This window comes from Streptomyces sp. NPDC057743 (assembly GCF_042798755.1).
GTDB lineage: Bacteria > Actinomycetota > Actinomycetes > Streptomycetales > Streptomycetaceae > Streptomyces.
The window spans coordinates 19529-28346 of the sequence record NZ_JBHVJX010000060.1 but is presented as its reverse complement, the minus strand read 5'-3'; the positions used below and the strand labels follow the sequence as shown (position 1 = coordinate 28346).

Here is an 8818-nt window from a genome sequence, read left to right as displayed (position 1 = left end):
GGACCGACTCGCTTCACCCGAACGAGACATGGTCCAGCACCGTCCGAAAACCCCCAGCTCATCCGCATAGAGACACGGCAGAAGTGCCAGAGAAACGAAGTGCCGGACACGGGCCTACCGGGAGCGGCGTTCGCGTACAGAAGGCGTCACAGGGTGACGCCTTCACGTGACGCTACGGGCACCCCGGGGCGCGGCGTGAGCGTTGGGCAGGGCATGAACCTGGGAGAGCCGCGGCGGCGAGTCGAGGAGCAGGCGGCGGCGGTGGCCGACGCGGTGTGCGAGCTGGTCGACACGGTGACGCCGACGACGTGGAGCACGGGCGCGGTCGAGGACGCGGCGGACGCCATCGACATGCTCACCGAGGCGCTGGCGGCGATCGACCCGGAGGCCGCGCGCGCCCTCGCGGCGGTCCCGGCCGCCACCGCCGTGCTGCGCCGCCGACTCGCGCCGACCGCCGTCGAGGACGTCACCGAGGTGCCCGCGCCGCGCTCCGGACGTCCGCGCCGGCGCGGCCTCGGCCCCGGCTGGAAGGGCGTACGGGCCACCGGCTGACCCGTGCAACCGGTCCAGAACCCGGTGCTCGACAAAACCGCGCGGGAATCCGGGCCTTCTCCCAGCTCAGCGCGGGTGGAGGTCCAGCGCGCCGGGGCCGGTCCTGTTCCAACTCAGGGGCAGGGAGATGTGCGGCGCGGCGGTCACCAGGAGGGCCACCGGGGAGCGGTGGACGAATCCCGAGGCGCTCCGGCGGATGGGCCCAGGTGAGAGGGCGGATGGGCCCACCGGACTCCGGCCGGTCCCGCGCCGAGTGAAGGGTTGAGGCGAAGTGGGGGAAGAAGGCCGGCGGCCGGGCGGCGCGCGGGTACCTGGGGTACCCGGTCCGATCATCGTTCTCCCATGGGAGAGGGCTGTCCCGAGTCGGGACGCCGTTACATAGGTGGTCGCTTATGAAACACCCGGCCGCGCGGCGATCATGCTGCGCGTTTCCCGTTTCATGGGTCGTTTCAAATGAGCTGGAATCTGAAACAGACACATGAAACAGTGATCACGTGACCGACGACTTCCAGCGCGTTGAAGCGCACGACTGCCCCATGTCCACCTGCGCCGCCCCGGCGGGCTCGCCGTGCCGCACGACCAAGGGCCGCGTGGCGATCCAGTACCACACCGCCCGGTTCCGTCTCGTGCCCTCGCTGGCGAAGGCGCTGAACGTCCCGGTGCCTGCCGTACGCAAGCCGGGCACGGCCTGGGTGGAGCTGCCGCGCCCGGCCGGGGCCGGCGTCGAACCGGTCGGCCACGTCCACATCGGCTACGCCCGCGCGTCGACCGCCCGCCAGTCGCTCGACTCCCAGCTCGACTCCCTCACGGAGGCCGGGGTCACCCGGGTCTTCTCGGAGAAGATCTCGACCCGCGCCACCAAGCGCCCGGAGCTGGAGAAGGCGGTCACTCTCGCCCGCGAGATCCGCGCCTCCGGCGTCGCCGTGACCCTCGTCGTGCACGAACACAAGCGGCTCGGCCGCGGCATGGATCTCGCCGTGCTCGCCGAGGAGCTGCGCGCCGGCGACATCGGTCTGCAGTTCCTCACCGGCGACCTCCAGGGCTCCCACGATCCGGGTGGCGTCGTCTTCACCGTGCTCGCCGCGATGTCGGGGATGGAGCGCGAGTACATCCGCGACCGCACGCTGGAGGGGCACGAGTCGGCTCGCCTCCGGGGCAAGGGGATCGGCGGCGCCACCGTCACCGACGACGACATGCTCGGCATGGCGCTGCACCTGCGGGCGCAGGAACTGAGCCTGCGCGAGATCGCGGCCCGGCTCGTCATCACCAAGGGCGCCAAGAAGGGCCAGCACCCCTCCCCGCCGACCGTCATGCGAATGCTGCGCGAGCACGACGAACGCGTGGCCGCCACGGAGTCCACGGCGGCGCTGGAAGCCGTCGAGAGCGCCTGACAGCGCCGCCGGGCACCGGACGGGCCCCGGAGCCGTCTGCGGGCGCTCTTGGGGCCCTTCCCGCGCTCCGGGACGATCTCCAGTTCGTCAGGAGCGATCCTGCGGGCGTACGTCCGCCGGCGGACGCGAACTCCGCCCGGCCAGCAGGGCGGAGCAAGATATTCGCTCAGCCCGGCTGATCTCCGTGCCGCCTTCGCCGGTCGGTCCGCCGTGAGCCCGGTGGTCGCTGCGCTGAGCGTCGGTCCGCAGGCAGTAACCGGCGGCAGCGAGTTGTGGCGCACTGATATCAGTAACGCCGCGGGCCGTCGTACGGGCGCGCACGCGTGGAGACCGCTCGAAACCGCTCAGAACTCGACCAGTCCGCCGGACGCGGCGAGGACGACCAGGAGCACGACTTCGTACGGCCCGTCACCCCGAGGAGAGGGTCCCGTACAGAAGTAGTCGGCGTGCCGGAGCGGCAGCGCCACACCTTGACCACCCAGCTCAGCGCCCCGCGAGGACCGTGGCCGCCGTCGAGCCGAGGCAAGTTGTAGGGCGGCCACTTGTACGGCAAGCCGTAGAGCAAGTTGTAGGGCAAGCCCGCGAGCGAGGACCAAGGTATCGACACTTCCGGTGTCGATACGGCCTGCCGTACGGGTGTCCACTGCCGTGCTCGGAGAGCCCGACCGTGGACACCCGCTGCTGCGCATGGACCGTCTCGCCCACCGCGCTCCGCGCTTCATGATCGAGACGGTCACACCTCATGCATTACGAATGACCCTGGATTCGTCCGGGACGAAATGGAGGTGCGCACCGAGCCGTCCGCCGTGCGCCCCGGTGCAGCTGCACGATGCCGGGCATCGCCCTCCCGCACCGGGGCGCACCGCATCGTCCGCCGGCGGATGCGCACCGGCGGTGCACCGCACCCGATACGCACCGGCAGCCCTCGGCCGGTGCGCACCCCTTCGACCGCCGTAGGACGGTCGTGCGGGACAACTTGCTCGGCTCCCGGCCGGGCTGGCGAAAGCGCGGAAGCATAGCTTTCGCACCAACTTGCTCGCCGAGATCGGCGTCGGTGGGGCGCTGTCCGGCCGTCGATTCGATGGCCGACATCCCTTGACCAGGCTCCGTCTCGAAGGCGGTCAAGGGGGATTCAGCCGCGCATCTTGCGGGCGGCCCGCTCCTGTCGACGGCGTTCGGCACGGGAGAGCTGAGGCTGAGCCGGAGGGGCCGGGATGGGTGCGGGGAAGAGACCCGACCCCCGGCGCAGCTCCTCGATGACGGACTCGCACGCACCCAGGAGCAGGGCCCGCTGGTCGGCGGTGAACCGTCCGGACTGCGCATCGCCCGCGAGGTACTGAAGCGCCTCGAACCACTCCCGCGCGTTCTCCGGGAGGGTGTACGGAGCGCCGCTCGACCGCGCCGCGGGGATACGCCGCACCTCCCCCGGGCCGCGCCGCACCACGGTGCGCGTGACCGTCTCGGTTCGCTCGATGACTTCCCGGACCGGCTCGGCGGTGCGCCCGCCGGCCTCGACCGGTCGGTCCGCGCGGGCCTGCGCCGTGCGCAACTCCGAGGCCCGCTTGCGGTGCGAGTCCTTGCAGTAGCGCGGGGGCCGGCCCACGCCGGAGTAGTCGATCGGGTCCCCGCACCACTCGCACGTACGGCGCACCAGACGGTCGTGCACGGTCGTCTTCACGCGCTCGCCGAGGACGTCGCCGAGCTGCTCCTGGTCGTCGTTCCCGGTCGTCGGCACACGCACGCCGAGCATCTCGGCGAGTTCTTCGTCGGTGTAGGGCCGCTGCTGATTCGTCACGGACGAAACCTAGGTCATACAAAAGTGCCAGAGGTGCCCGGTCACTGGGCTGCGGTCTGCCGGGGGACGTCGACACGTCCTCGGGACCGACAGACCGTCACGGGGACGGTCCCCGTGACACCGCGTCAGCGGGACGGTCCCCCTGACGACTCGACACCGGGACCGTCCCCAACTCGGACCCCGGGCAAGTGCGCACGGTCCCCGCGTACGGCATCGGGCGGCATGACATCTCTTGCAACTCCGCTCGCGCAGGTCAGTGGAGCCGTACGGCGGGCGAAGGCAATGCACATGGTGTGCCTCGTGCGGCCATTACGTCCGGGACGAAAAGGCGGGCAGCAGGAGAGCAGGTCAGCGGGCTCGGGGTCCGTGCGGCGGACCGGAGAGCAAAAGTGCCAGAGGTGTACGGCGCTCGGCGGCTGTCCGGCAGGGTGCTCCTGGTCGTCGTTGTCGACGGAGGCCGGGGTGAGCGGAACCCGGGCACGGGGCCGGCGAGCAGGGGTCCCGCGCGCGAGCAAGTTGGTGCCGGAGTACTACTTCCGGCCGCCCGACCGAGGTCGAGCAAGTTATCGGTGAAGACGGTCTTCGTCGTCGGACCGGGGGCGGTCCGAGTCGTGGCGGCGCCGGCGCCGGGGGGAGGCCCGCGCCCTACTCTGGGCATGAAGCGACCCCGGCACTTTCCCTGCCGGGGTCGCTTCGGTGCTGCGGGGTCAGGGACCGGCGATGAGCCAGAGAACCAGCGCGGCGTCCAAGTCCTGGCTGTAGCGGTAGACGATGGTGATGCCGCGTCCGCCGGTCTGCTCGGGGAGCAGGTCGATCGCGAAGGACTCAGAGCGGGGGTCGGCGTCCGGCAGTCCGCGGGCGTGGTCGGGGGTGGGGTCCTCCTCCAGCGAAGCCCGCACCGACATGACGGCCGTCCGCTCGCTCACACTGAGGTCGCTGCGCAGGATCTTCTCGGCGGCGTCGCTGTAGAACGCGTGGGTCACCGGGCGTTCCCCTCGGCGGCCATCTTCTGGCCCAGCTCGAAGGCGACGTCGTCGGTACTGCGCATCAGGGCCGCCATCGCCTGCGGGTCGCACCGCAGCAGGACCCGGTGCCGGTACGCCTGGGTGATCTCGCGGACGCGGGTGAGGTCGTCCAGGTCGGCGTCCGCCAGCTCCTTCTCGAATGCCTGGAGGTCGCCGGGGAATCCCCAGACGCCGAGGGCATTGCGCAGCTCGGCGAGCGTGCGCATCGGCGGTACGACGTCGTGGTGTTCGGGTTGTGCGGTCACTGCCCCTCCTTGGGTCGGTGCTTACGAGTGTCCTACTCGCCACAGCCGCCGGCGGCCTCCTCGACCGTGACGACGGCCGGGCCGTGGTCGACCGTCAGCCCTTGTACGCGATGGGGCTGAGCCCAGAGTGAGCCCTGTTGAGCGCCTCGAACAGCGTCTGCGCCGCGGCCTTCGCCTCGGCGAGACCGTCGTACGTGGCGGCGAGGTCGGTGTCGAGCGTGTTCCGGTCGCTGCGCAGGTTCCCGCCCGCTTCCAGGTGCTTCACCAGAGCCTCGGTCTGCTGGAGGGCTTGGGGCAGGACCATCGCCATCTGGGAGAGGTTGCCAACCACGCTGTAGGCGTCGCCGGGGAACTCCCAGTCCTCGTCTCCCCTCTTCGGGGCGAGCGTGGCGTGGTTGAGGGCACGGAGGGCTTCGTACGCGTCGTCTGCGAGCTTGGCGGGCGTCTTGTCGGTCATGGGTTCGGTCTCCTCTGGAAACGAGCCGGGGCCGCCACGTCGGCGACCCCGGGTCCATCTTGTCGTGCGGGACTGACAGTGCGGGGTCGGTCAGGCGATGTCGTCCGGGAGCGGACCGCCCCGGCCGCCGTCGAGGTCGACCATGAACATGTCGGTCGAGTTCACGGGCTCGGGGGTGCTGGCGGCCAGGTTGAGGATGTCGGCGTGATCGAAGGCCAGCGGCGGCAGGCTGGAGGCGGGCCACCAGCGGGCCGTGCGGGCGTCGTCCCCGGCAGCGATCGGGGTGCCGACCGGGACCACCGCGAGGTAGGCGGCGGTGACGTACCGGCCGCGCGGATCGCGGTCAGGGCGGTCGAAGACTCCGATCTCCCGCAGGTCGGAGGCCGGGACATGGACGCCGGTTTCCTCGGCCAGCTCGCGGGCCGCCGCCTCGATGGCCGTCTCTCCCCGGTCCACGTGGCCGCCGGGCAGCGCCCACGCACCCTCGTGCGGCGGCCAACCCCGCTCGATGAGCAGCACGTCGCCGTCCGGCGTCATGGCGACCACGTCGGCGGTGTAGCGGATGGTCTCGGGCTCGGGCTCGGTCCGGTTGTGGACTCCGGCGGGCAGGAGGTCCTGGTCGACGTCGCGGTGCTCGATGGCGGCCTCGTCGCCGACGGCGAGCAGCAGCTCGTGCGAGAGGCGGGCCAGGCCGACGCTGCGGTGCCGGCCGCCGGTGCAACCCCACGCGATCGTGACGTCGGCGCTGGTGTCTTCGGCGAGGCCGCGGGCGGTGGCGACCGCGTTGAACGCGAGCCGCTCGGCGCCCGGGGTGTCCCTGACGTGCTCGTAGACGGCCGCGTCCAGCCCGGTGAGGTGCTTGAGCTGCCGGTCCTTGAACGGGTTGCGGAGCAGGGCCCGCAGGTCGAAGACCAGGTCGGCCGTGGGAGCGGGGCCGTGGCCGTAGCCGAAGGAGACGATGCGGATCGTCATGGTCAGGACTCCTCGAATCGGTCGGTGGCGCAGGACGGGCAGAGGGTCATCTGCGTGTGGTCGGTGGCGTCCGGGTCGAGCGCCGAGCTGAACGGGTCATCCATCACCTCGACGCCCTCGCTCTTCCCGCACACCTCGCACCGCAGCACCACGAGCGGCGCCAGGAGGTCGAGGGCGTGGCGGATGCGGTCGCCGGTGCTGTCCTGCACGTGGCCCTGGGCCTCGTCCAGCAGCTCGGTGACGCGGTCGATGTCCTCGTGGTCGACCTCGGTCACCGACACCGTGATGGTGCCAACGACGTCGGCGACGGCCGCGAGAACGCCAGCGTCCGGGTTGGCCGGGTCGTACAGCGCCTGGAGGGCGGCGGCGTGCGGGCCGACCTCCTCGGTGCGGCACGCGGCGTCACGGATGCGGTCGAGGCCGATGCGGACGATGGCGACGGCCGCCTGCAGTTCCTGGTCGAGGCTGAGCTTCGGGGTGCGGTCCACTGGGGTCCTTCCGGAGTGAGCTGGATTGCTGGATACGACCTGCTCAGAGCGCCGCGATCAGGAGCGCGGCGACGCCGAGGAAGAGGTGGTGGAAGCTCTGGTCGAGCGCGTAGGCGCCGGTGCCGAGCGTCGGCGCGTACCCGCCCTCGGCCGTCACGGGGTACGCCGGGTGGGCGGGCGTGCCCAAGGACAGGAACTCCGTCTTGCCGGTGACCTTGGCGAGCCAGGCGAGGGTGCTGCGGCGGTCTGCCCACCAGTGGGTCGCGGCGTCGACGCCGAGGCCGGCCACCACGCCGGTGACCGTGACGGGGAGGTCGAGGGCCCAGACAACCGCCGCGAGTGCGATGCCCTTGGTGATCGTCAGTCCGATGACGTGCAGGGTGCAGGCGATCCGACCGGCCCGGCTGGACTGGCCCGGGGTCTTGTCGTTCTCGCCCTTGTGGGCCGCCTGGTGGGAGGTCTGGACCCAGTGGTCGCCCACGGAGTGCGCGATGAACAGCGCGACGAACACGGCGGCGAACACGGCTGCTGCGGTCATGGGTGCTGATCTCCTTCGCGGTTTCCCGCTGTTGTTTCCGCTGGCTTTTTCGCTTGCGGTAATTAGATGATGCAGACTCCGAGTCTGCATGTCTAGGGGTTCGCAGACTCCGAGTCTGCATAGAGAGGGTCTGTGCTGGTCAGGCCCCTCAAAGTTCTCGCGAAAGACGAAGGTCTTCCGCTCCCCGGGCGCATGCGGGAGGTGATCTGCGCCTCACCGCCGCGCCTCGAAGGAGGGACGAAGGGTCATCCCGGCGCCCTCCCTGGGGGAGGGGTAAAGCGGACGAGCGCGTCCGCGCTCGGCACCCCGGGTGCGGGCCCCTTGCGGAGCGCGCGTTCACCGTCACCGCCCGCTCGGCCGCAAGCGGCCTCCCGTGCGGCGCCGGGCGCGCTCCGCGGCCTGCCGCACGTCACGCGCCCCTTCAGACGTACGGAGTCCCACTGAGCGCTGCGGCTCGGCGGGGCTCCTTGATGCCACCCAAAAGCGGGGGAGGGGAGGGCGCTGGCCGGGGCGACGTCGCCGGGCGCGGGTCAGTCGGCGGACCGGGCCCACGGGTTGGCGGGGTCCTCGCGGCGCAGGCCGGTGAGGAAGTCGAGGACGACCCAGAGCCGTTCGCCGGCGGTGCCGTACTCCGGTGCCACGATCGAGACGTACGTGCCGTGCGCGACCTGGCCGTAGAGGCCGCGGTCGAGGCCGGGCCACTGGACGGCCATGTCCGCGCGGCTGATCCGGCCGCCGAACGCGGTGACCGGCTCGCCGTCGCGGGTGGTGACGACGACGGGCTGCTCCTGGGCGCCGCCGTCGCGGCGGTGGTCGTTGATCCGGACGATCAGCCCGGCGGCGTGCGCGGCGTCGACCAGGCGGTGGAAGAGGCCGGCGTCAGTCACGACCAGCTCGACCGCGGCGCGCTGCTCCCACCACAGGCCGTCCACGCCGGTGCCGGTGAGACCGGGCTGCGACTGGGTGGTGACGTACCCGGCCCGGCACAGCGCGGCGAGGGTCGGCACCAGGTGCGCGGTCTCCTCGTCGGGGCCGAAGCGCGGCTGGTAGCCGGGGCGGGAGGCGATCTCGCCCTCCAGCCACAGGGCCATCAGCCAGCCGAGGTCGAGGACGGTGCGGGCGGACTTCCAGCGGCGCCGGTCGGCGCGGCTCATCCAGGGCAGCGGCATGGTGGTCACCGCCCCACGATCATGTTGCCGTGGCCGTTGAGCATGTGGTCCACGCACGCCGGGCAGTCCTCGCGGGGCTTGAGGTGCTTGTGCGCCTCGCGTGAGGCGTACGCGTGGTACCAGCACTGTCGGCATTCGCCCGCGGGCGGGTTCAGGGCCTTCTGGCTCGCCATCTGGGTCTCCCCG

Annotated in this window: 12 protein-coding genes; 2 read left to right on the top strand and 10 right to left on the bottom strand. The window is 71.6% G+C overall.

Features of this window, described 5'->3' with window-relative positions:
* Positions 1-213: 213 nt before the first annotated feature.
* Both ACFVFQ_RS36480 and ACFVFQ_RS36475 read left to right on the top strand, forming a co-directional pair.
* Complete coding sequence (locus ACFVFQ_RS36480; protein ID WP_383424643.1) at positions 214-552, top strand: hypothetical protein; 339 nt, start codon at positions 214-216, stop codon at positions 550-552.
* Positions 553-1046: 494 nt separating this feature from the next.
* On the top strand, positions 1047-1943 hold the full coding sequence (locus ACFVFQ_RS36475) for a recombinase family protein (protein WP_383424641.1): 897 nt from the start codon (positions 1047-1049) through the stop codon (positions 1941-1943).
* A gap of 344 nt (positions 1944-2287) precedes the next feature.
* Here the strand turns inward: ACFVFQ_RS36475 and ACFVFQ_RS36470 are convergent, their stop codons facing one another.
* The 10 genes from ACFVFQ_RS36470 to ACFVFQ_RS36425 all read right to left on the bottom strand — a co-directional run bounded on the left by ACFVFQ_RS36470 (position 2288) and on the right by ACFVFQ_RS36425 (position 8805).
* A complete protein-coding gene (locus ACFVFQ_RS36470) occupies positions 2288-2410 on the bottom strand; it encodes a hypothetical protein (protein ID WP_383424639.1) in 123 nt (40 codons plus the stop codon).
* 665 nt (positions 2411-3075) lie between these two features.
* Positions 3076-3738, bottom strand: coding sequence for a hypothetical protein (locus ACFVFQ_RS36465; protein WP_383424637.1), 663 nt, complete (start codon positions 3736-3738; stop codon positions 3076-3078).
* A 707-nt stretch (positions 3739-4445) separates the two neighbouring features.
* On the bottom strand, positions 4446-4721 hold the full coding sequence (locus tag ACFVFQ_RS36460; protein ID WP_383424635.1) for a hypothetical protein: 276 nt from the start codon (positions 4719-4721) through the stop codon (positions 4446-4448).
* Positions 4718-5008, bottom strand: coding sequence for a hypothetical protein (locus ACFVFQ_RS36455; protein WP_383424633.1), 291 nt, complete (start codon positions 5006-5008; stop codon positions 4718-4720). The genes ACFVFQ_RS36460 and ACFVFQ_RS36455 overlap by 4 nt, the downstream gene beginning before the upstream one ends.
* 94 nt (positions 5009-5102) lie before the next feature.
* Positions 5103-5465, bottom strand: coding sequence for a hypothetical protein (locus tag ACFVFQ_RS36450; RefSeq protein WP_383424632.1), 363 nt, complete (start codon positions 5463-5465; stop codon positions 5103-5105).
* Positions 5466-5555: 90 nt separating this feature from the next.
* Positions 5556-6437 (bottom strand): NUDIX domain-containing protein, encoded by an 882-nt coding sequence (locus ACFVFQ_RS36445; RefSeq protein ID WP_383424630.1) that lies wholly within the window; start codon positions 6435-6437, stop codon positions 5556-5558.
* Positions 6438-6439: 2 nt separating this feature from the next.
* Positions 6440-6925: a hypothetical protein gene (locus tag ACFVFQ_RS36440; RefSeq protein WP_383424629.1), complete on the bottom strand. Its 486-nt coding sequence runs from the start codon at positions 6923-6925 to the stop codon at positions 6440-6442.
* A gap of 43 nt (positions 6926-6968) precedes the next feature.
* On the bottom strand, positions 6969-7463 hold the full coding sequence (locus ACFVFQ_RS36435) for a transcriptional regulator (RefSeq protein WP_383424627.1): 495 nt from the start codon (positions 7461-7463) through the stop codon (positions 6969-6971).
* 530 nt (positions 7464-7993) lie between these two features.
* Positions 7994-8632 (bottom strand): DUF6919 domain-containing protein, encoded by a 639-nt coding sequence (locus tag ACFVFQ_RS36430; RefSeq protein ID WP_383424645.1) that lies wholly within the window; start codon positions 8630-8632, stop codon positions 7994-7996.
* A 5-nt stretch (positions 8633-8637) separates the two neighbouring features.
* The gene (locus ACFVFQ_RS36425; protein ID WP_383424625.1) at positions 8638-8805 is read right to left on the bottom strand and encodes a pRL2-8; all 168 of its coding nucleotides are present in this window, start codon (positions 8803-8805) and stop codon (positions 8638-8640) included.
* Positions 8806-8818 lie beyond the last annotated feature (13 nt).